The organism is Caballeronia sp. LZ034LL (genome assembly GCF_031451215.1).
In the GTDB taxonomy this organism is placed as follows: Bacteria; Pseudomonadota; Gammaproteobacteria; order Burkholderiales; family Burkholderiaceae; genus Caballeronia.
Genome location: NZ_JARUXR010000001.1, coordinates 1,818,593 through 1,839,668, shown reverse-complemented (window position 1 = coordinate 1,839,668; position 21,076 = coordinate 1,818,593). Strand labels below are relative to the sequence as shown.

The window sequence follows — 21,076 nt, the reverse complement described above, 5'->3', positions numbered from 1 at the left end:
ACCACCCCTTCCCATCCCGAACAGGACCGTGAAACGACTCCACGCCGATGATAGTGCGGATCACCCGTGTGAAAGTAGGTAATCGTCAGGCTCCTCATGCTCCAAACAAAAACCCCACCCCACAAAGGTGGGGTTTTTGCGTTTCTGACCGACTCAGCTCGCACCGCAGCCTCTCACCCCATATCCCACTTTACCTCCCCTCAGCGCGCTTTCCGCACGCCTCTTTGCCGTTTACCTTCCCGCAACAAATACTGTATAAATATACAGTAAAACCACAGGCCATCGGATGCTCTAGCCCTGGGCAGATCCGAGCATTTGCGGACGGGGAAAGCTCATGGGTGCCGCACTTTCATTGCTCGATATCGGGCTGACATCGCATCTGCAGCGTCAGCTCTGGCAGGGCAGTCCGATCAACGATCCCGAATCGAACGTCGTTTCGAGTGGCTATCGGATGCTCGATCTGCTCTTGCCTGGCACCGGCTGGATGCCGGGTATGGTCACCGAACTGCTGATCGAAGAGAGCGGCGTCGGGGAAATCAGGCTGCTCGCGCGCACGCTCCGCGAACTGACGGTCGGCAAAGGCCGGTCGGTCATCTTTGTCGCGCCTCCCTGGACACCCAACTTCGCTGCCCTCAAGGCAATGAACATCGCCGTGAACAAGCTCGTCTGGGTCAAGGCGCCGGAAGAGCACACGCTGTGGGCCGCGGAGCAATCGCTGAAGCAGGAAGGCATCGGCGCTGTGCTGGTCTGGCTGCCGCAAGTGCGTCCCGAAGCGCTGCGGCGCTTGCAGGTCGCGGCACAGGAAGCGCAGTCGCTGGCGTTTCTGTTCCGGCCGCTCAAGGCAGCCAGGCAATCGTCGGCGGCGCCGTTGCGCATGGTCTGCAAGCCGCGCCTTCCCGCCCACGCCCAGACCATGAACCGCCGCGAGTGGATGCAGGCCGTCATGCTGGAAATCGACATCATCAAGCGGCGAGGCCCGTTACTGGGCAAGCCGTTGCAATTGAGCTTGCCGCTGCAGTTGCCCGCGCTGCCCGAACACATTCGCCGCGCGCATCTCAGCAGGAAAGCACGAGAGGTCAAACATGTTGTGGATAGCGGTGACATTGCCGCTTTTATCGCTCGAAGCAGTCAGGCCGCCATCGATGCCCTCAGCATCGGCCAGCCCGATCTCGCCTGGAGCGGCATCGGCGAATGATGCCGGCGGTCTCAACGATCCCGAGCAGTCCTGCTTCGCGCTCGCCGATCACGCCCGCATCCTGATGCCCGATCTCGTCGCGTTCCGGCTCGGCGTGCGTCCCGGCAGCACGCGCTCGCACGCGTTCGCGCTCGCGCCGCGCCTGACGTTGCTCGCCGTCGATCTCAACGCCGAGCAGCGCGCCCTCGAAGCCGTGGCGCTGGCGCTGCTCGCGTTTACGCCCAAGGTCGTGCTGGCGCACGCGAACACCGTCTTGCTCGAGGTCGGCGCGAGCATGCGTCTCTTCGGCGGATTGCGCGCCTTGCTTTCGAAGGCCGCGGCGACGATCAAGGGCTGCGGCTTCACATCACGCATGGGATGCGCGCCGACTGCCTGGGGCGCGTGGCTGCTCGCGCACGCCCGCACGCGGCGGGTCGCGCGGCGCGTGCGCATCGTGAAGGAAGCGACGCTCGTGCAGGTGCTCGACACCTTGCCCGTATCGCTGGTGCCGTCGGCGCATTCGCATGGCGACGTGTTCGAACAGATCGGCTGCGCGACCCTCGCCGATTTGCGCCGGCTGCCGCGCAAGGGCGTCGCGCGCCGTTTCGGGCCGGGCATCCTGCAATGGCTCGCGCAGGCATACGGGCAGGCGCCCGATCCACGCGAGGCGTTCTGCGCGCCGGCATCGTTCGAAGCACGACTCGAGTTGCAGGCGCGCGTGGAAAGCGCCGATGCCTTGCTGTTCGCGGCGCGTCGTCTCGTGCTGCAACTGGCCGGCTGGCTGAGCGCGCACCACGCGGCGGTCAGCGAGTTTTCGTTGCTGCTCGAACATGAACTGGCCGCGCGTCACGCGCCGAAGACATCGACCTTCAAGGTGGCGTGGGCCGTGCCGACACGCGATGCCGAACACATCCTCTGGCTGCTGCGCGAAAAGCTCAATCAGACGACGCTGGCCGCGCCGGTGATCGAAATGAAGCTGCTGGCCGACAAGGTCAGCGAGCACGCGCCGCCGCCGGACACGCTGTTCCCGATGCCCGGCTCCGAGAGCGATTCGCTGGCGCAACTGCTCGAGCGTCTGAGTGCGCGGCTGGGCGCGGAGAACGTGGTGCAGCTGGTCGAACATGACGATCATCGTCCGGAGGCGGCGATGACGGTCGAGGCGTACAAGCCGGCGAGTGAAGCGAAGCCGAAGCGCAAGAAGAAGCAGGCGGAAAAGACCGCGCAGGTCGAGACTGAAACCGACACAGAAGCCGAAACAGAAACCGCCATCGACGCGTCCCTGGAACTGCCGGATCGCGCGGTGCCTTCGCAGCCGCGTCCGGCGTGGATCCTCGACACCCCGCAAAAGCTGATGTTGCGCAACGAGCGGCCGTTTTACCGGCGGCCGCTGAAGCTGATCAGCCGGACGGAGCGTATCGAGGCGGGCTGGTGGGACGGCAACGGCGTGCAGCGCGATTACTACGTCGCCGGGGACGATCAAGGCCGCATGTTCTGGGTGTATCGAGAGCGCCTGACCGGCTTCTGGTTCCTGCACGGTTTTTTCGGATGATGCCGCGATGGACGACGATCTGAACGACATCATCGGCCTGGGCGAAGGCGACGAAGGCGACGAAGGCGAGGGCGCAGGCAACGAAAGGCGGACCTTCCTCGGTTCGATGTCCGCCTCCGCGCTGCTGCCCGACTATGCCGAGCTGCATTGTCTGAGCAACTTTTCGTTCCTGCGCGGCGCGTCGCATCCGCAGGAACTGGCTGCCGCCGCGCTCGAACATGGCTACACCGCGCTCGCGATCACCGATGAATGTTCGCTCGCGGGCGTTGTGCGCGCACATGCGGCGATCAAGGACATCGAAGCGCAAGCGGACGCGGCCGCGAAAGCCGCCAGCGAGGCCGGCGAGCCGCCGCCGAAAAGACAGCACTTGAAGCTGATCATCGGCAGCGAACTGCATCTGACGGATGCCGACGGCAGTCCCTTCTGCACCCTGATTGCGCTGGCGACGAATCGGGCCGGTTACGGCAACCTGTCCGAACTGATTGCGCTGGCGCGCTCGCGCTCGCCGAAGGGCCGCTATCAACTCGGCCCGGAGGATTTCACGAATCCGGCGGCATCGTCGAGTGCGCTCGACGCCACCGACTTGCGCGGCGACATCGCCCATCTGAAGCATCTGCACGACTGCCTGCTGATCCTGGTGCCGCAGCGTTCGGCGACGCTTGCCGAAACGCTCGACCGCGCGCACTGGCTGGCCGGCTTCGCCGCCGGGCGCGCGTGGCTTGCGCTGGAGCTCTGGCAGGACGGCAGCGATGACGAACGTCTCGCTGCGTCGCGCGTGATTGCCGAAGCGAGCGGCTTGCCGCTCGTCGCGGCCAGCGGCGCGCTGATGCACGCGCGCTCGCGCAAGCCCTTGCAGGACACGCTGACCGCCATCCGCCTCGGCCGTCCGCTCGCGCAATGCGGCTATGCGCTCGAAGCGAACGCGGAACGGCACCTGCGCACGCGGCTGCGCATCGGGGCGCTGTATCCGGCGGCGGCGATCCGGGAAACGCTCCGGCTGGCCGCGCGCTGCACCTTCAGTCTCGACGAGCTGCAATACGAATATCCCGAAGAACTCGTGCCGCGCGACGAAACGCCTGCCAGCTATCTGCGCAAACGGGTGATGGAAGGCGCGCGCGTGCGCTGGCCGGACGGACTGGATGCCGACACGATCGGCCTGATCGACAAGGAACTCGCGCTCGTCGCGGCGCTGAAGTACGAGAAGTACTTCCTGACGGTCTACGACATCGTGTCGTTCGCGCGCAGTCAGAAGATCCTGTGTCAGGGCCGCGGCTCGGCGGCGAATTCGATCATCTGCTATTGCCTGTTCATCACCGAACTCGATCCGGTCCGCATGGGGCTGCTGATCGAACGCTTCATTTCGCAGGCGCGCAACGAGCCGCCGGACATCGACGTCGATTTCGAGCATCAGCGGCGCGAGGAAGTGATCCAGTACATCTACCGGAAGTACGGGCGGCATCGCGCGTCGCTGGCGGCGTCGGTCATCACGTATCACACGCGCAGCGCGCTCAAGGACGTCGGCCGGGCGCTCGGGCTGGATGCGTCGCTGATCGAGCGGATCGGCAAGTCGCAGCAGTGGTGGGACGGACCGTCGGCGGTGGCGGGCTATCTGCGCGAAGCCGGCTTCAGCGACGATTCCCATGTGACCAAGCATCTGATCCGGCTCACGCGCGAGTTGCGCGGCTTTCCGCGGCATTTGTCGCAGCACGTCGGCGGCTTCGTGATTGCGCGGGAACGCTTGTCGCGGCTCGTGCCGATCGAAAACGCCGCGATGAAGGATCGTTGCGTGATCCAGTGGGACAAGGACGACATCGACCAGCTGAAACTCCTGAAAGTGGACGTGCTCGCGCTCGGCATGCTGTCGGCGATCCGTCGCGCGCTCGAGTTTGTCGCGTTGCGCCGGGGCATTCCGGATTTCGGCGTCCAGCACATTCGCCGCGAGGACAAGGCGGTCTACGAGATGTGCTGCCGGGCGGATACGGTCGGCGTGTTCCAGATCGAATCGCGCGCCCAGCAGAGCATGCTGCCGCGCCTGCGGCCGAACAAATATTACGACCTCGTGATCGAGGTGGCGATCGTACGGCCCGGACCCATTCAGGGCGGCATGGTGCATCCGTATTTGCGTCGCAAGCAGGGACTCGAAGAAGCGGAATATCCGAAAGAGGAGTTGCGGCCGGTTCTCGGGCGCACGCTCGGCGTGCCGATTTTCCAGGAGCAGGTGATGAAGCTCGCGATGGTCGCGGCCGGCTACACCGCCGAACAAGCCGATCAGTTGCGACGCGCGATGGCAGCCTGGCGGCGCGGCAGTCATCTCGAGAAATATCAGGCCGATCTGATGACGAAGATGCTGGCGCGCGGCTATGAGCACGATTTCGCTGCACGCGTGTGCAAGCAGATCGAGGGCTTCGGCGAATATGGTTTTCCGGAAAGCCATTCGGCGAGCTTCGCGCTGCTCGTCTACCTGAGCGCATGGATCAAGCGTTACGAGCCCGCAGCGTTTCTGGCGGGCTTGCTGAACAGTCAGCCGCTCGGTTTCTATTCGCCGTCGCAGCTCGTGCAGGACGCGCAGCGTCACGGCGTGAACGTGTTTCCGCCCGATGTTTCGCTGAGCGACTGGGAGTCGGTGCTGGAGGCGCGTTCGGGCAACGGCGAGCGTCTCGTCTTTGATGCCGGCAAGGAGCAGCGCCGCCAGCAGTTCTATGGAGCGGGAGCGTCGGATCAGATCTTTCGCAAGACGATGCGGCGCGGAGCGCGCCGGCTGAGCGCGCGCGTCAAGCTGCCGTCACGGCAGTACGGCGCGACGGGGCCGGGCGTGCGGATCGGCTTGCAGCAGATCAAGGGCATGTCGCAGGCGGCGGCCGAGCGGATCATGGCCGCGCGGGCGCAGGCGCCGTTCGCGGATGTCGACGACCTCACGCGCCGCGCCGCGCTCTCCCGCCGCGAGCTCGAAGTGCTGGCGGCCGGCAATGCGCTGGCGAGCATCGCGGGGCACCGGCGTCAGGCGTGGTGGGCGGTCACCGCACAGCAGCGCGCGCCGGAACTGCTGCGCGACGCGCCGATGAGCGAAACGCCGCTCGCGTTGCCGGAAGCGTCGGAGGGACGCGAGATCGTCGACGATTACGCGAGTCTCGGGCTGACGCTCAATCGTCATCCGCTGGCGCTGCTGCGCGACAGGCTCGCGCGCATGCGCTTCAAGAGCGCGGCCGAGCTGGAGAAGACCGCCAACGGGCGCTTCGTGCGGGCGTGCGGCATCGTGACCGTGCGGCAACGACCGGGCACGGCGAACGGCACGATCTTCGTGTCGATCGAGGATGAAAGCGGCTCGATCAACGTGATCGTATGGCCGGGCCTTGTCGAGAAGCAGCGCAAGGTGCTGCTGGGCGCGTCCTTGCTCGGCGTGCACGGCGTCTGGCAAAAGGACGGCGACGTGCGGCACCTGGTGGCGCAGCGGCTCGAAGACCATAGCGCGTTACTCGGCCGGCTCGCCGCGACGAGCCGCGATTTTCACTGATCTGTAAGGTCCGGATAGTTGGCAAGCAGGCCGGCGATCGCCTGATCGAACGGCGTGCGCCTGCCGATGCCCAACGCTTCCAACCGGGCGGAATCGAGATGGCAGTCGCGCGGACGCGGCGTCGCGTCGGTCGAAGCGTGCTGCGCGATGAGCCGCGCGTCCAGCTTCAGGGTCCGCGCAATGCGCCCGGCGATGTCGAACTTCGTCATGGGCTCGTCGCCGGACCAGTGCGTGATGCCGGAAATCGTCGCGCCGCGCGCGTGATGTTCGAGCATGCCGCGGATCACCACGGCGACGTCGGGCGTGAAGGTCGGATAGCGCGTCGCCCAGGCGTCCATCGGCGCGCCGGGGTGCGCGGCATCGGCCGATGCGACGATGGCCGGCGTCAGGCTCGTCACCGCGGATTCGTTCCAGTCGGTGCAAGGCCCGTAAAGCAGTGGCAGACGCAGCACGCAGGACGCCGGATCGCATTCGAGCAGCGCGCGCTCGCCATCCAGCTTGCTGCGCCCGTAGGCGTTGAGCGGCGCGGGGGCGTCGTCGGGGCGATAGGGCGGCGAGGCGCCGTCGAACACGTAGTCGGTCGAGATCGACAGCACCCATGCGCCAGTCGCGCGCGCCTCGCGGGCGATCTCGCGCAAGGCGTCCACGTTCAGGGCGCGGGCCAGCGCGGGATCGTTTTCGCACACGTCCGGCCGCCGCTCGGCTGCCGCGACGACGATGGCATCCGGCTTCAGGTCTTTCAGGAAAGTGCGGACGGCGTCGTGGTCGAGCAGATCGAGCCGGACGTCGTGCAGGCCGGCACGGCTGCGCGCAGTGGGGACGACGCGCCATGTCCTGGCGCTGTCCGCGTGCGCCAGTTCGGCGGCGACCGCTCGTCCGAGCAGGCCCGACGCGCCGATCAGCGCGACGGTGAAAGCGTGGTCGCCACTCATGCCGAAGCGACGCTGACCACCGTATAGCCGGCTTCATCGATGGCGTCTTTCAGCGCATCGGCCGATTGCGCCGAGTCGACCGCGACCCGGCCGCGTTCCAGATCCACGCGCACTTGTGCTTGCGGATCGATTTCCTTGATGGAGCGCGTCACGGCGCCCACGCAGTGCTGGCAGCTCATGCCTTGAACTTCGAATTCGGTCATTGCGATTCTCCTCGTGAAAAAGCTCGATGAAATACATCGTATACCTTGCCATCGTGGGAAGGTGTAGAGTCGAAGTGACTTTTTTCCAGGAGCGCACGATGAACATCGGCGAAGCGGCCCGCGCCTCGGGCCTGACAGCCAAGATGATCCGCTACTACGAGAGTGTCGGACTGCTCAATCCGGTGGGGCGGACGTCGTCGGGATATCGCGTCTACGGTGCGCAGGAAGTGCATGCGTTGCGCTTCGTGCGGCAGGCGCGTCGGCTCGGGTTTCTCGTCGAAGATATTCGCAAGCTGCTGGCCTTGTGGCACGACCGGACGCGCGCGAGCGCGGAAGTGAAATCGATCGCGATGGAGCACGTTGCGGAACTGGACCGGCGCATTGCCGAGCTGACCGAGATGCGCGAAACGCTGGCTCACCTCGCCAATCACTGTCACGGCGATGAACGGCCGGATTGCCCGATATTGGACAAGCTGGCGCAGTGATGCACCAAGATTGTGCTGATCCATCGGTAGTTTCACGGCCGGAAGCTGGGATCTTCATGAAAAACAGCGGCTTGAAGAGTTCCGAATTCCGCACCATTCCGAAACAGAATGCACAGTATTCAAGCATTTCCTAACACAGGGCCAAAAAACTTCCCTATAATCCGGGTATTCCCTAACGGGTAATCCCTGACCCAACCGCCAGGGATCGTCTAGATACCTTGGAGCACATCATGGTTGCGTACATCATCGAAAAATTGAGCATCTGGTTTGAAGCAGCTGAGCAGCGTCGTCGCGAAGCGTATCTGTCGGAATCGACGGATATCGTCCAGCTCGAACAGCGTATCCGCTCGCTGGAATCCAACGGCTACAACGCGTAAGCGTCGGTCGTGAAAGCAAAAAGCCCCGCATTGCGGGGCTTTTGTCTTTTGGCCAGCGCGAACGCAAGTTTCTGGCGACGCAGAGCCAAGCCGTGCGCGTCAAGGCTTGCGCGGATGCTGCTCCAGCCACTGCTTCATGAACGCAATCTCCCTGTCCTGCGCGGTAATGATGTCCTTCGCCAGCTTGCGCAGCTTCGCGTCCTTGCCGTATTTCAGCTCCACCTTCGCCATTTCCACCGCGCCCAGGTGATGCGGAATCATGTGCGCGACGAAATCGCGGTCCGGATCGCCCGTGTATTCGATGCCCGACATCCCCGTCATCATCTTCTGGTCCGCGGCCTGATAGGCGGCGGTGGACGAGACGTCGGTCGGCTTCGGGGTGTGCTGTTCCATGTTCATGCCCGGCATGGCGTCGCTCGCGGCCGGCGCATCCTGAGCCATTGCGCCTGCGCTCAGGCAGGCGGTGAGAACGGCAAGCGCGATTTTTGTTGATTTCATCGTTTCTCCTGGAGAAGGGGCATTCGGGTGCTGCTTCGGGCAACGGCGCCTAGCCTAAAGCTTGCCACCGCGGTAATGTAAAGCGGTTTCGTCTACATAAAGAGCGAGCGATGCGCCATTCCACAACGACTCCGCGTCCGGCACTGCTTCTGATACGCACGCTGCGCGCTTATGCCGCGCTCGCCGCCGGTTTGTGCTGGTTCAGTCCGGCGCAAGCCAAGGCCGGAGGCGAACCGCTCGTGCTCGATACGCAAACCGGCATTCACAGCGGAGTGAGCGGCACGGTGCTGCAAAGCGGGTCGCTTGGCGGTCCGGGCATGGTGCCGATGCAGACCTTGCCAGGGCCCCCGCAGGAGGCGCAGCCGCCGATCGTCGTTTCGCCTTATGTCGAGTATCCGGGCTCCGGCCAGAGCAGCGTGCCGACCCAGCCGGGACGCGGCGGACGCGGCCGCGCGCCGGGTGCGCCTCATCCATAAGACTTGCTGGCAGACGGCTTCAGTCGCCGCGGTGTTCGAGCTTGAACGAAGCGCCGCTGTCCTCGCCAAGCAGCTCGACCAGACGAGGCAACGCTTCCTTCAGATCGCGAGCGAGCGTGTACGGCGGGTTCAGCACGAACATGCCGCTGCCGAACAGGCCCAGCCCGTCCGCAGGCGGCTTTCTGACGGTGAGGCTGGCGTGCAGCCAGCCATTCGGCCGAATGGCCTTCAGCTGGTCCGCAAACCGTTGCGATTCCACGCGCGTCACGAGCGGATACCAGACCGCATAGGTTCCCGTTGCGAACCGTTTCAGGCCTTCCCCAAGACATTCCAGCGTGCGCGCGTAATCGCGCTTGTCCTCGTACGACGGATCGATCAGCACGAGTGCGCGCCGCGGCGGTGGCGGCAGGAGCGCCTTGATGCCGTCGAAGCCGTCGCCGGCGTAGATCATCGCGCGCCGGCCTGCGTCGCGGAAATTGTGGCGCAGCACGTCGATCTCCGTGCTGTGCAGCTCGAACAGACGCATGCGATCCTGCTCGCGCATGGTGCGCCAGGCAAGATAGGGCGAGCCGGGATAGAAACGCATCGCGCCGTCGGGATTCAGCGCCTTGACCTCGGCGACATAGTCGGCCAGCAGCGGCGGCAGATCATCCCGCTCCCACAGCCTGCCGATCCCCGTCTCGAACTCGGCGTTCTTCGCAGCGAAGCCCTCGGTGAGGGCGTAGACGCCGGCGCCCGCATGCGTGTCGATGTACCAATACGATTTGTCCTTCTGCCCGAGGTACTGGAGCATCTGGATGACGATGGCGTGTTTCAGGACATCGGCGTGATTGCCCGCGTGGAAGGCGTGACGGTAACTGAGCATGACGAAAGGCCCGCGAGGGCATGAGAAGCAGCAATAAAACGGAGCGCAACCAGGGCGCTCAAAGAGGGCATTCATTCTAGCCGAGACCGCCGGCCGGGCCGCAGCCCGGTTTGCGTCAGCGCGTCACGGCCTTCATGCACAATAGCCCGTCGTGCCGCGTCGCAACAGTCGGCCGAATGGCCAGGGTCACGAACCCGCACGACTTGTCCTAGGCCGATCGGCCAGCTTGATGGCGGCGCCTATGAATGGTGTCATTGCTTCGATGTCGTTCACTCACGTGCGCCGTTTCTTGCGCGTGCGTCATGCCGGTTCCATGCAACGAGGAGGCGTAGGCGGAATGTCGGAAATCGAAAATCAGAACGCAGTGCCACGGGGAAAGGTCAGGCCGCAGGCCGCGGGAAGCGCGGCGTCGGCCATTAGCTTGCCGCCCTACGAGACGGTCGCGCTGATGCTGCAGGGCGGAGGCGCGCTCGGCGCCTATCAGGCCGGGGTCTACCAGGGCCTGCACGAAACAGGGATTCATCCGAACTGGATCGCCGGCATTTCCATCGGCGCGCTGAACACGGCGATCATCGCCGGAAACGCGCCGGAACAGCGCGTGACGCGGCTGCTCGAGTTCTGGGAAACCATCTGCCAGCCGGCGTTCGGCTTCCCGCTGCCGGGTCTGGTCGAACGGGCGCTGTTCGACTCCGCCGACGAAATCCGCAAGGCGTTCACCGCCTGGCAGGCATTCGGTGCGCTCGTCGAAGGGCAGAAAGGCTTCTTCATCCCGCGCTTTCCGCCGCCGTCGCCCATTGCCGCCGGTTCGCCGCAGACCGCCAGCTATTACGACACCACACCGCTCAAGGCCACCCTGGAGCGCCTGTGCGACTTCGACCGCATCAACTCGGGCGAGACGCGCGTGTCGGTCGGCGCGGTGAACGTCGCGACCGGCAACTTTGCCTATTTCGACAACACGCAGATCCGCCTGCGCGCCGAGCATTTCATCGCGTCCGGAGCCTTGCCGCCGGGCTTCGCTGCCGTCGAGATCGACGGGCAGTTTTACTGGGACGGCGGACTCATGTCGAACACGCCGCTCTACGAAGTGGCCATGGCCACGCCGCGCCGTGACACGCTCGCTTTCCAGGTCGATCTATGGAGCGCGCGCGGGCCGGTGCCGGACAGCATCGTCGACGTGATGGGGCGCGTGAAGGACGTGCAGTATTCCAGCCGCACACGCCTCGTGACCGACCAGATGCAGCGGTCCCAGCGCGCCCGCAACGTGCTGCAGCACGTGCTCGACCTCGTGCCCGAGGAGATCCGCAAGAACGACGAATGGTGCCGGCGCGCGGAGGAACTGGCGTGCTCGAAGCGCTACAACATCATCCACCTGATCTACCGCCAGAAGGAGTACGAGGGCCACTTCAAGGACTATCAGTTCGGGCTGTCGACGATGCAGGAGCATTGGGAAAGCGGCCTGTCCGACATCCGCCGCACGCTCGCGCACCGCGACTGGCTCGAGATGCCCAACGGCGAAGCGCGTTTCGCCACGCACGACATCCATCGCGACGAGCCTTGAATGTGACCCGCGGAGCCTGGGAGGCCGTCCTGAGCGGAAAATTCTCCCTCTTTGTATAATCCGGAGCGCTTCGGGCGGCGTCCCACGACCGCCCATCACGATTCCTCCGACTCCGAATGACTCCGATCTCGGTCTGCTTCGTCTGTCTCGGCAATATCTGCCGCTCGCCCAGTGCGGAAGGGGTGATGCGGCATCTCGTCGAGCGCGCGAACCTGGCCGGCCAGATCGAGATCGATTCGGCCGGCACCGGTGACTGGCAGATCGGCGACGCTCCGGACGCGCGCGCCCAGACGGCCGCGAAGAAGCGCGGCTACGACCTCTCGATGCTGCGCGGGCGGCAGATCGGCGCCGCGGATTTCGCGCGCTTCGACCTGCTCGTCGCCATGGACGACGCCAACGTCGCCGCGCTCATGGCCATCTGTCCGCCCGAACATCGCGACAAGATTCGCCTGCTGATGGACTTCGCCACGCGCAAGGACAGCCGCGTGGTAGTCGATCCGTACTTCGGCGGCGAGGCGGGTTTCGAGACCGTGCTCGATCAGTGTGAAGACGCCTGCGAGGGCTTGCTGAGAGCATTGCAGGCGCGCCTCTCCGCGTAGCGCTCCGCCGCCATCCGCAACGCCCAGGCGGAATTAAAAAACTACTTATCTCGTCCCGGATACTTGACTAAAACTGTGGGATATTTATACTTGACGAAAATCATCGAGTATTAGCGTTAGCTCCCCATTATGAGACTCACCACGAAAGGCCGTTTCGCCGTTACGGCGATGATTGACCTGGCGTTGCGCCAGGAGCAGGGCCCGGTGACGCTGGCAGGCATCAGTCAGCGCCAGCGCATCTCGCTTTCCTATCTCGAGCAGCTCTTCGGCAAGCTGCGGCGCCATGAGATCGTCGAATCGGTCCGCGGACCGGGCGGCGGCTACAACCTTGCGCGCCGCGCGGAAAACGTCACGGTGGCGGACATCATCATCGCCGTCGACGAGCCCATCGACGCCACTCAATGCGGCGGCAAGGGCGCGTGCGAAGGCACCAAGCAGCACGATGGCCATTGCATGACGCACGAGCTGTGGGCCACGCTGAACCAGAAGATGGTCGAGTATCTGGATTCCGTTTCGTTGAAGGATCTGGTCGACCAGCAGCGTGCGCGCGAAGGTTCGGCGGCGGTGCTGCGCGATCGCCGCACGGAATCGTCCGGCGTCGAGGCCACGCGGGTCGTGCCCAAGGGTCCGAATTCCATTTTCAATCTGGCCGGATGACCTGCGCCGCCGCGCGGCACGAGCCGTGCGCGTGATGATGCAAGGCGCGTCCCAGCCGGAGCTTTGACCGATTTTCCCGGAGCGACTGATGAACAACGATATTCCCCACCTGCCCATCTACATGGATTACAGCGCGACGACCCCCGTCGACCCGCGCGTGGTGGACAAGATGATCCCGTATCTTCGCGAGCAGTTCGGCAATCCGGCCTCGCGCAGCCACCAGTACGGCTGGGATGCGGAGCGGGCAGTCGAGGAAGCGCGCGAGAACGTCGCGGCGCTCGTCAACTGCGACCCGCGCGAGATCATCTGGACCTCGGGTGCGACGGAATCGGACAACCTCGCCATCAAGGGCGCGGCGCATTTCTACAAGAGCAAGGGCAAGCACCTCATCACCGTGAAGACCGAGCATAAGGCCGTGCTCGACACCACGCGTGAGCTGGAGCGCGAAGGCTACGAAGTCACGTATCTGGACGTGAAGGACGACGGTCTCATCGACCTCGAGAAGCTCAAGGCAGCCATTCGTCCGGACACGATTCTGGTCTCCGTGATGAACGTGAACAACGAGATCGGCGTGATCCAGGATATCGCGGCGATCGGCGAGATCACGCGCGAGAAGGGCATCATTTTCCACGTCGACGCGGCGCAGGCCACCGGCAAGATCGAAATCGACCTGCAGAAGCTGAAGGTCGACCTGATGTCGTTCTCGGCGCACAAGACTTATGGCCCGAAAGGCATCGGCGCCCTGTATGTGCGTCGCAAGCCGCGCGTGCGCATCGAAGCGCAGATGCACGGCGGCGGTCACGAGCGCGGCATGCGCTCAGGCACGCTCGCGACGCATCAGATCGTCGGCATGGGCGAGGCGTTCCGCATCGCGCGTGAAGAGATGGCCACGGAAAACGAGCGCATCCGCATGCTGCGCGACCGTCTGCTGAAGGGCCTGCAGGACATGGAAGAAGTGTATGTGAACGGCGACATGGAACAGCGTGTGCCGCACAACCTCAACATCAGCTTCAACTTCGTCGAAGGCGAGTCGCTGATCATGGCGGTGAAGGACGTCGCGGTGTCGTCGGGTTCGGCGTGCACGTCGGCGTCGCTGGAGCCTTCGTATGTGCTGCGCGCACTCGGCCGCAACGACGAACTCGCACACAGCTCCATCCGTTTCACGGTGGGCCGTTTCACCACCGAGCAGGACGTCGACTACGTCATCAACCTGCTGAAGAACAAGATTGCCAAACTGCGCGACCTGTCGCCGCTCTGGGAAATGCACAAGGACGGCATCGACATCTCGAGCATCCAGTGGGCCGCTCATTGAGCATGCACTGAGCGCACGCGACCCGAATACAGGAGAGATTGAAAATGGCTTATAGCGACAAGGTCCTTGACCACTACGAAAACCCGCGCAACGTCGGTTCGTTCTCGAAGGACGACGACACCGTCGGCACCGGCATGGTCGGCGCACCGGCCTGCGGCGACGTGATGAAGCTGCAGATCCGCGTCGGCGCGGACGGCGTGATCGAGGACGCGAAGTTCAAGACCTACGGCTGCGGCTCGGCGATTGCATCGAGCTCGCTCGTCACCGAATGGGTGAAGGGCAAGACGCTCGACGAAGCGATGAGCATCAAGAACACGCAGATCGCCGAAGAACTGGCGCTGCCGCCGGTGAAGATCCACTGCTCGATCCTCGCGGAAGACGCGATCAAGGCGGCCGTGGCGGATTACAAGCAGCGTCACGGCAGCGCGGCTCCGGCAGCGGAATCCGGCGAGGCGAAGCAGCACGCGGCGTAAGGTTCGATGCGGGCGCCATGCACGAGCATGACGTCCGTTTGAACGACGAAGTACGGTTAAAGCGACGAGAAGCGAAAGATCATGGCAATCACGTTGACGGACAAGGCGGTACAACACGTGCAGAAGTACCTGACGCGGCGCGGCAAGGGCGTCGGCCTGCGTCTGGGCGTGCGCACCACGGGCTGTTCCGGTCTGGCGTACAAGCTCGAATACGTCGATGAACTCGCGCCGGAAGACACCGTGTTCGAAACGGCGGGCGTCAAGATCGTGATCGACCCGAAGAGCCTGCCGTATCTCGACGGCACCGAACTGGACTTCGCGCGCGAAGGGCTGAACGAAGGCTTCCGCTTCAACAACCCGAACGCGAAAGATGAGTGCGGCTGCGGCGAATCGTTCCGCGTGTGACACGCAGGGCGCCGGCAGCAACGGCAAAAGAGGCGGCGCGGGCCGCCTTTTTCATTCGCGCAACCTGAAACCTCATCATCGTCATGGCTTCGCTCAACGACACCCACTTCGCGCTTTTCGACCTGCCGCAGACCTTCGCCATCGAGCAGCAGACTCTCGACGACGCCTATCGCACCGTTCAGGCGCAGGTGCATCCCGACCGCTTCGCCGCGGCCGGCGACGCCCAGCGACGCCTCGCGATGCAATGGGCCACGCGCGCGAACGAGGCGTATCAGACGCTGCGCGATCCGCTGAAACGCGCGCGCTACATGCTGTCGCTGCGCGGTATCGACGTCGGCGCGGAGAACAACACGGCCATGGAGCCCGCGTTCCTGATGCAGCAGATGGAATGGCGCGAGAATATCGAGGATGCGGCCGGCGCGAAGAACGTCGGCGCGCTCGAAGCGCTGCTCGACGAGCTGCGCGACGAGGAACGCGTGCGGTTCACGAAGCTCGCCGCACTGCTCGACAGCCAGTCCGACCAGGCCGCGAGCGAGGCTGTGCGGCAACTGATGTTCATCGAGCGCGTGGCGCAGGAAATCGGCGCGCAAATCGAACGGCTGGAGCACGCGTAAAGACGCGCTCGCCGTCACCACCCCATAAGACCAACGATGGCTTTACTGCAAATCTCAGAACCCGGCATGGCGCCGGCGCCGCATCAGCGGCGCGTGGCGGTCGGCATCGATCTCGGCACGACGAATTCGCTCGTCGCGGCCGTGCGCAACAGTGTCCCCGAAGCGCTTCCCGACGAGGACGGCCATGTGCTGCTGCCGTCGGTCGTGCGTTATCTGGAGAAGGGCGGACGACGCATCGGCCGTATCGCGAAGGAAGAAGCCGTTCTCGATCCGCGCAACACGATCGTCTCGGTGAAGCGCTTCATGGGCCGCGGCAAGAGCGAAGTAGAGGGCGCGGAGAATGCGCCGTACGAATTCATCGACGCGCCGGGCATGGTGCAGATCCGCACCATCGACGGCGTGAAGAGCCCGGTGGAAGTGTCGGCGGAGATTCTCGCCACGCTGCGTTATCGCGCGGAAGATTCGCTCGGCGAGGATCTCGTCGGCGCGGTCATCACGGTGCCCGCCTATTTCGACGAAGCGCAGCGCCAGGCCACCAAGGACGCCGCGAAGCTCGCGGGCCTGAACGTGCTGCGGCTGCTCAACGAGCCGACGGCGGCGGCGATCGCCTACGGTCTCGACAACGGCGCCGAAGGGCTCTACGCGGTCTATGACCTGGGCGGCGGCACCTTCGATCTGTCCATCCTGAAGCTGACGAAAGGCGTCTTCGAGGTGCTCGCGGCAGGCGGCGATTCCGCGCTCGGCGGCGACGACTTTGATCACGCGCTGTATCGCCATGTGCTGGCGCAGGCGGGCGTGGCGCTGGATGCGCCCGAAGACGTGCGCTTGCTGCTCGACCGCGTGCGCGCGGCGAAGGAAGCGCTGTCGGATGTGCCCGAGACGCGTGTGCAGGCCATGCTTTCGACTGGCGGAGAAATCGATGTCGCCGTGAGCGAGGCGCAGTTCGCCGAACTGACGCAGGCGCTCGTTGCGCGCACGTTGACGCCGACGAAGAAAGCGCTGCGCGACGCCAAGGTGACGGCGCAGGACATCAAGGGCGTGGTGCTGGTCGGCGGCGCGACGCGCATGCCGGTGATCCGCCGCGCGGTCGAGACTTTCTTCGGCCAGCCGCCGCTCATCAATCTCGATCCGGATCAGGTCGTCGCGCTCGGCGCCGCAATCCAGGCCGATCTGCTCGCCGGCAATCGCCGCGGCGAAGGCGACGACTGGCTGCTGCTCGACGTGATTCCGCTGTCGCTCGGGGTCGAGACGATGGGCGGCCTCACCGAGAAGATCATCCCGCGCAATTCCACCATCCCGACCGCGCGCGCGCAGGACTTCACGACCTTCAAGGACGGCCAGACCGCGATGGCCATTCACATCGTGCAGGGCGAGCGCGAACTGGTGTCCGACTGCCGCTCGCTCGCGCGTTTCGAGTTGCGCGGCATCCCGCCGATGGCCGCCGGCGCCGCGCGCATCCGCGTGACCTATCAGGTCGATGCCGACGGTCTCCTGTCCGTGTTCGCGCGAGAGCAGACCTCGGGCGTGGAGGCATCGGTGATCGTGAAGCCGTCTTACGGCCTCGCTGACGACGACGTCGCGCGCATGCTCGAAGAAAGCTTCAAGACCGCCGACATCGACATGCGCGCGCGTGCGCTGCGCGAGGCGCAGGTGGAAGCGCAGCGCATGATCGAAGCGACGCACGCGGCGCTCGCATCCGACGGCGAACTGCTCGACGAGCAGGAGCGCGCGGAGATCGACACGCTCACCGCGGCGCTGGAACAGGTTGCGCAGGGCGAGTCGCCGGAAGAGATCGAGGAGGCGACGAAGACGCTTGCCACGGCCACCGACGAATTCGCCGCGCGCCGCATGAACAAGAGCATTCGTCGCGCGCTCGCGGGCCGCAAGCTCGACGACGTCTGATCATCCCCATTCGAGAACTTACGAAAAATGCCTCAAATCGTTGTACTGCCTCACGTGGAGCTGTGTCCGGACGGCGCGGTGATCGACGCCGATACGGCCAAGAGCATCTGCGACAATCTGCTGGATCACGGCATCGAGATCGAGCATGCGTGCGAGAAGTCGTGCGCGTGCACGACTTGTCACGTCATCATCCGGGAAGGCTTCAACGCGCTCGAACCGTCCGAGGAACTCGAGGACGATCTGCTCGATAAAGCGTGGGGGCTGGAACCTACATCGCGGTTATCATGTCAGGCAATGGTGCCGGCCGACGAGGATCTGGTGGTCGAGATCCCGCGCTACACCATCAATCACGCCAAGGAAAATCACTGACAGGAGGCTCGCCCATGAAGTGGACAGATACTCAGGAGATCGCGATGGCTCTCACCGACGCGCATCAGGATATCGATCCTCAATATGTGCGTTTCACTGACCTGCACCGCTGGATCACCGAGCTCGATGGCTTCGACGACGATCCCGACAAGTCCAACGAGAAGATCCTGGAATCGATCCAGGCAGCGTGGATCGAGGATGCGGATTACTGATCCCTCACGCTTGTCCGGCTTGAAATGAGAAACGGCGGCTTCACACAGGAAGCCGCCGTTTTTTTGTGCCCGTTGCGTTCAGATGTTCAGACGCGCACGCCCTTGTCCTGCAACTGGCGTTGCAGCGTCGGCCACATCTTCGCCACCGCCTCTTCACCCGCGAGAATCGACGCGTTGCGCTGGCTGAAGTCGCTGCTGCTCATCGCGTTGAGGTTCGGGCGGATCACCGCGTTGGCGTACTTGTCGAGCTCGTAGGCCTTGATGGTCTGGCCCATGATCGTGAAGGTCTGCATGAGCACGTCGAACGAACTCGTCGTGAGACCGCTTTCGGGGCGCGCCGAGATATCGACGGCAATCACGAAGTCCGCGCCCATCTTGTGCGCGAACGCGGCCGGCACCGGGCTCACGAGGCCGCCGTCCACATACTCGCGATCGCCGATCTTCACCGGCTCGAAGATCGACGGCACGCTGCACGACGCCCGCACCGCAATGCCCGTGTTGCCGCGCTGGAAGAGGATCGGCTGGCCGTTCCTGAGATCCGTGGCGACGATGCCGAGCGGCCGCGCCATCTTTTCGATCGGCCGGTTGTCGAGGGTCTTGTTGAGGTAGTTTTGCAGCGCGACGCCCTGCAGGATGCCGCGCGTGCGGAAGGGCATGGCCCAGTCGCTGATGGAGGCTTCGTCCATGGTCAGCGCGAGCTTGTTGATCGCGATGCCGTTCATGCCCGACGCATACAGCGCCGCGATCACCGAACCCGCGCTCGTGCCGGCGACGAGATCCACGTGCAGGTTGCGCGCTTCGAGCGCCTTGATCACGCCGATGTGCGCGAAGCCGCGCGCCGCGCCGCCGCCCAGCGCCAGGCCGATGCGCACCGGCCGCTGCGGTTCCTGCCGGGGCGGTTCCTGCCGGGGCGGGACGGCTGCGGTCTCGCCCGACACGCCGCTGCTGGTCGTGGTGCAGGCGGCAAGAACGGACGATGCAGCCGCGAGCGAGAACGCGCGGCGTGAAAGACGGGGTGACGATGAACTCAAGGCGTGCTCCGGATGCAGCGGGTCCCGGACGGATGGCGCGAGGCGTCGGGGAGGTTGCGTGGACAGGTGACGATCAGGCGCGCACATCATAAAGCAAAGGCTCGCGGGCCGACACGATGCGGCCGGCGAGTATAATTTCGGCTCATTTTGGGCGGGCTTCGCGTGCAGATGTTTCGTGCGGCTGTTTCGTGCGCCACGCCGTGCGCTGGCCGTCTCAGACGGCCGTCGCGCACGCGGTCCGCCAGATCGCATTCCGGCCTCGGCCGTGCGCCGCCCGCTCCGGGTTGGCCGCGCGGCGGCAGCGCCCTCATCGAGTAAACAGCAATGACCACCCCAGTCCGCACACGCTTCGCTCCGAGCCCGACCGGCTTCATCCATCTCGGCAACATCCGTTCCGCGCTGTATCCGTGGGCGTTCGCGCGTAAGATGAAGGGCACCTTCGTGCTGCGCATCGAGGACACCGATCTCGAGCGCTCCACCGACGCCTCGGTCGACGCGATTCTCGAAGGCATGGACTGGCTCGGACTCGATTTCGACGAAGGCCCGTTCTATCAGATGCAGCGCATGGACCGTTATCGCGAGGTCGTCGCGCAGATGCTCGAGAAAGGGCTGGCGTACCACTGCTACATGTCCACGGAAGAGCTCGACGCCCTGCGCGAGCGCCAGCGCGCCGCCGGCGAAAAGCCGCGTTATGACGGCACGTGGCGTCCCGAGCCGGGCAAGGTGCTGCCGCCGGTGCCCGAGGGCGTGGAGCCGGTGGTGCGCTTCCGCAATCCGCTGACGGGCGCTGTCGCGTGGGACGACGCGGTGAAAGGCCACATCGAGATCTCGAACGAGGAACTCGACGACCTCGTGATCGCGCGTCCCGACGGCACGCCGACCTACAACTTCTGCGTGGTCGTCGACGATCTCGACATGAAGATCACGCACGTCATCCGCGGCGACGATCACGTCAACAACACGCCGCGCCAGATCAACATCCTGCGCGCGCTCGGCGGCGACACGCCGGTGTACGCGCATCTGCCGACCGTACTGAACGAGCAGGGCGAGAAGATGAGCAAGCGTCACGGCGCGATGAGCGTGACGGGCTATCGCGACAACGGCTATCTGCCGGAAGCGGTGGTGAACTATCTCGCGCGCCTCGGCTGGTCGCACGGCGACGCGGAGATTTTTTCGCGCGAGCAGTTCGTCGAGTGGTTCGATCTCGAGCATCTCGGCAAGTCGCCCGCGCAGTACGACCACGACAAGCTCAACTGGCTCAATGCGCACTACATCAAGGAAGCCGACAACGTGCGCCTGGCGGAGTTGACCCGGCCGTTCCTGCTCGCCGGCGGCATCGATGCCGCCGCGCTCGCTGCCGGCGCGCCGCTCGATCAGGTGATCGGCCTGCTGAAGGACCGTGCATCGACGGTGAAAGAGATCGCCGATAACGCCGCGATGTTCTACGGCGAGCCGGCCATCGAGCCCGACGCATTTGCGCAGCACGTGACGGATGCGGTGCGTCCGGCCATCGCCGATCTGCGCACGGCGCTCGGCGAGGTCGAATGGACCAAGGAAGCGATTTCGGCCGCGCTCAAGGCCACGCTCGGCACGCACAAGCTCAAGATGCCGCAGCTCGCCATGCCGGTGCGGCTGCTGGTGGCAGGCACGACGCACACCCCGTCCATCGACGCCGTGCTGATGTTGTTCGGTCGCGATGCGGTCGTGAATCGCCTGGGAAAGGCGGCGAGTTGATGTTTTGTCGGGCCCGGCGCGCGTGGGAAAGTGCCGGGCTCCATCGATTGCGTGCAACTGCACGGGACGAGCCAAATAATTTGCGATTTGATCGTCAGAGGGTATTTACAACTACGAAAACGCCCTATACAATCTCGTTT

22 protein-coding genes are annotated in these 21,076 nt (G+C 64.7%); 17 read left to right on the top strand and 5 right to left on the bottom strand.

The window, feature by feature from the left end:
* The first annotated feature begins 334 nt into the window (after positions 1–334).
* The 3 genes from imuA to QCE83_RS08420 all read left to right on the top strand — a co-directional run bounded on the left by imuA (position 335) and on the right by QCE83_RS08420 (position 6,234).
* The gene (gene imuA, locus QCE83_RS08430; protein WP_309808659.1) at positions 335–1,195 is read left to right on the top strand and encodes a translesion DNA synthesis-associated protein ImuA; all 861 of its coding nucleotides are present in this window, start codon (positions 335–337) and stop codon (positions 1,193–1,195) included.
* The gene (locus tag QCE83_RS08425) at positions 1,143–2,723 is read left to right on the top strand and encodes a DNA polymerase Y family protein (protein WP_309808658.1); all 1,581 of its coding nucleotides are present in this window, start codon (positions 1,143–1,145) and stop codon (positions 2,721–2,723) included. The genes imuA and QCE83_RS08425 overlap by 53 nt, the downstream gene beginning before the upstream one ends.
* Positions 2,724–2,829: 106 nt before the next feature.
* On the top strand, positions 2,830–6,234 hold the full coding sequence (locus QCE83_RS08420; RefSeq protein ID WP_309811565.1) for an error-prone DNA polymerase: 3,405 nt from the start codon (positions 2,830–2,832) through the stop codon (positions 6,232–6,234).
* On the opposite strand, the gene QCE83_RS08415 is transcribed toward QCE83_RS08420, so the two are convergent.
* The gene (locus tag QCE83_RS08415; RefSeq protein ID WP_309808656.1) at positions 6,228–7,166 is read right to left on the bottom strand and encodes an SDR family oxidoreductase; all 939 of its coding nucleotides are present in this window, start codon (positions 7,164–7,166) and stop codon (positions 6,228–6,230) included. The genes QCE83_RS08420 and QCE83_RS08415 overlap by 7 nt on opposite strands.
* The gene (locus QCE83_RS08410; protein ID WP_309808654.1) at positions 7,163–7,369 is read right to left on the bottom strand and encodes a heavy-metal-associated domain-containing protein; all 207 of its coding nucleotides are present in this window, start codon (positions 7,367–7,369) and stop codon (positions 7,163–7,165) included. The genes QCE83_RS08415 and QCE83_RS08410 overlap by 4 nt, the downstream gene beginning before the upstream one ends.
* 98 nt (positions 7,370–7,467) lie before the next feature.
* Here QCE83_RS08410 and cueR point away from each other — a divergent pair, with 98 nt between their 5' ends.
* Positions 7,468–7,854 carry a Cu(I)-responsive transcriptional regulator gene (gene cueR, locus QCE83_RS08405; protein ID WP_309808652.1) on the top strand — a complete coding sequence of 129 codons (387 nt, stop codon included), beginning with the start codon at positions 7,468–7,470 and terminating at the stop codon, positions 7,852–7,854.
* Between the two features lie 230 nt (positions 7,855–8,084).
* Positions 8,085–8,231, top strand: coding sequence for a DUF3563 family protein (locus tag QCE83_RS08400; RefSeq protein ID WP_309808650.1), 147 nt, complete (start codon positions 8,085–8,087; stop codon positions 8,229–8,231).
* Between the two features lie 99 nt (positions 8,232–8,330).
* Here the strand turns inward: QCE83_RS08400 and QCE83_RS08395 are convergent, their stop codons facing one another.
* The gene (locus QCE83_RS08395; protein ID WP_309808648.1) at positions 8,331–8,729 is read right to left on the bottom strand and encodes a DUF305 domain-containing protein; all 399 of its coding nucleotides are present in this window, start codon (positions 8,727–8,729) and stop codon (positions 8,331–8,333) included.
* 110 nt (positions 8,730–8,839) lie between these two features.
* Here QCE83_RS08395 and QCE83_RS08390 point away from each other — a divergent pair, with 110 nt between their 5' ends.
* Positions 8,840–9,205, top strand: coding sequence for a hypothetical protein (locus QCE83_RS08390; RefSeq protein ID WP_309808646.1), 366 nt, complete (start codon positions 8,840–8,842; stop codon positions 9,203–9,205).
* A 19-nt stretch (positions 9,206–9,224) separates the two neighbouring features.
* Here QCE83_RS08390 and QCE83_RS08385 read toward each other — a convergent pair whose 3' ends face one another.
* A complete protein-coding gene (locus QCE83_RS08385) occupies positions 9,225–10,070 on the bottom strand; it encodes a 23S rRNA (adenine(2030)-N(6))-methyltransferase RlmJ (protein WP_309808644.1) in 846 nt (281 codons plus the stop codon).
* 337 nt (positions 10,071–10,407) lie between these two features.
* Between QCE83_RS08385 and QCE83_RS08380 the strand changes: the two genes are divergently transcribed.
* From QCE83_RS08380 to iscX, 10 genes are all read left to right on the top strand, one after another.
* A complete protein-coding gene (locus tag QCE83_RS08380; RefSeq protein ID WP_309808641.1) occupies positions 10,408–11,628 on the top strand; it encodes a patatin-like phospholipase family protein in 1,221 nt (406 codons plus the stop codon).
* A gap of 116 nt (positions 11,629–11,744) precedes the next feature.
* On the top strand, positions 11,745–12,227 hold the full coding sequence (locus QCE83_RS08375; RefSeq protein ID WP_309808640.1) for a low molecular weight protein-tyrosine-phosphatase: 483 nt from the start codon (positions 11,745–11,747) through the stop codon (positions 12,225–12,227).
* Positions 12,228–12,356: 129 nt separating this feature from the next.
* Entirely contained in the window at positions 12,357–12,884 is a 528-nt protein-coding gene (gene iscR, locus QCE83_RS08370) for a Fe-S cluster assembly transcriptional regulator IscR (protein WP_309808638.1), read from the top strand.
* Positions 12,885–12,972: 88 nt separating this feature from the next.
* On the top strand, positions 12,973–14,196 hold the full coding sequence (locus tag QCE83_RS08365) for an IscS subfamily cysteine desulfurase (RefSeq protein WP_309808637.1): 1,224 nt from the start codon (positions 12,973–12,975) through the stop codon (positions 14,194–14,196).
* Positions 14,197–14,240: 44 nt separating this feature from the next.
* Positions 14,241–14,669: a Fe-S cluster assembly scaffold IscU gene (gene iscU / locus QCE83_RS08360; protein ID WP_309808634.1), complete on the top strand. Its 429-nt coding sequence runs from the start codon at positions 14,241–14,243 to the stop codon at positions 14,667–14,669.
* Between the two features lie 81 nt (positions 14,670–14,750).
* A complete protein-coding gene (iscA, locus tag QCE83_RS08355; RefSeq protein ID WP_309808632.1) occupies positions 14,751–15,074 on the top strand; it encodes an iron-sulfur cluster assembly protein IscA in 324 nt (107 codons plus the stop codon).
* Positions 15,075–15,157: 83 nt separating this feature from the next.
* Positions 15,158–15,688, top strand: coding sequence for a Fe-S protein assembly co-chaperone HscB (gene hscB, locus QCE83_RS08350; RefSeq protein WP_309808629.1), 531 nt, complete (start codon positions 15,158–15,160; stop codon positions 15,686–15,688).
* Between the two features lie 36 nt (positions 15,689–15,724).
* Positions 15,725–17,590 (top strand): Fe-S protein assembly chaperone HscA, encoded by a 1,866-nt coding sequence (gene hscA / locus QCE83_RS08345; RefSeq protein WP_309808626.1) that lies wholly within the window; start codon positions 15,725–15,727, stop codon positions 17,588–17,590.
* A 27-nt stretch (positions 17,591–17,617) separates the two neighbouring features.
* The gene (fdx, locus tag QCE83_RS08340; protein ID WP_061138726.1) at positions 17,618–17,959 is read left to right on the top strand and encodes an ISC system 2Fe-2S type ferredoxin; all 342 of its coding nucleotides are present in this window, start codon (positions 17,618–17,620) and stop codon (positions 17,957–17,959) included.
* A 14-nt stretch (positions 17,960–17,973) separates the two neighbouring features.
* Complete coding sequence (gene iscX, locus QCE83_RS08335) at positions 17,974–18,171, top strand: Fe-S cluster assembly protein IscX (RefSeq protein ID WP_309808622.1); 198 nt, start codon at positions 17,974–17,976, stop codon at positions 18,169–18,171.
* An 86-nt stretch (positions 18,172–18,257) separates the two neighbouring features.
* On the opposite strand, the gene QCE83_RS08330 is transcribed toward iscX, so the two are convergent.
* Positions 18,258–19,202, bottom strand: coding sequence for a patatin-like phospholipase family protein (locus QCE83_RS08330; protein ID WP_309808620.1), 945 nt, complete (start codon positions 19,200–19,202; stop codon positions 18,258–18,260).
* Between the two features lie 324 nt (positions 19,203–19,526).
* On the opposite strand from QCE83_RS08330, the gene gltX reads away from it, so the two are divergent.
* Positions 19,527–20,936, top strand: a complete 1,410-nt coding sequence (gene gltX / locus QCE83_RS08325) for a glutamate--tRNA ligase (protein ID WP_309808618.1) — start codon at positions 19,527–19,529, stop codon at positions 20,934–20,936.
* Positions 20,937–21,076 lie beyond the last annotated feature (140 nt).